The following is a 554-nucleotide window of genomic DNA, read 5'->3' as shown; positions in this document are numbered from 1 at the left end:
CACCTATCCTCTCATGCCACCTGAAAACGAAGACCTCATCTGGGAAACCTGGGTGCCGCTCGACAAGGACGCAACCTATCTTGAGCTGCAAATCTGGTATCCGAACAATCTGATCAATCTTGGTGAAGACGATAGAGGCTATCTGTTTCAGATGGAGCTTGGCACAAGGGGCGATACCGCTATTGATGGTTTGGCTGCTGTGGAGCTTGAAGTAAAGGCATCAAGCAGAATTGGCACCCTGACTCTGGAAGTCGCAGAGAGTACTCCTTTATGATTCAACAGACGCCCTCCCCATGTCTGCTAAAAGGCCGAGATGTTCTAAACTGGAAAATAAAAACGCTGGCTAAATCACCTAAAGAAATCATGATAGCGCAGTCCATATTTGCCGCAATTCATCTGACCGGGAGCTCACTTTTTATTTGGGGGGGGCTGGAAAGTATTTTTAAAAAACCCGCCTCTACTGGTGGGCTTGATACTTGCCCTTGGTGGGGTTCTGGCTTACTTCATAGGCCTGCTCATCCGCCAAAAAACCATCTACAACTACACCATAAAAA

2 pseudogenes are annotated in these 554 nt (G+C 47.5%); both read left to right on the top strand.

Features of this window, described 5'->3' with window-relative positions:
- A pseudogene (locus RYA97_RS07610) lies at positions 1–274 on the top strand (hypothetical protein); the annotation flags it as partial.
- Positions 271–554, top strand: a pseudogene (locus RYA97_RS07605) (permease); the annotation flags it as partial. The pseudogenes RYA97_RS07610 and RYA97_RS07605, both read left to right, overlap by 4 nt.

The organism is Pseudomonas syringae group sp. 26L6 (assembly GCF_032587815.1).
Lineage (GTDB): Bacteria > Pseudomonadota > Gammaproteobacteria > Pseudomonadales > Pseudomonadaceae > Aquipseudomonas > Aquipseudomonas amygdali.
The sequence above is the reverse complement of the archived record's forward strand: the minus strand, read 5'-3'. Positions and strand labels throughout refer to the sequence as shown.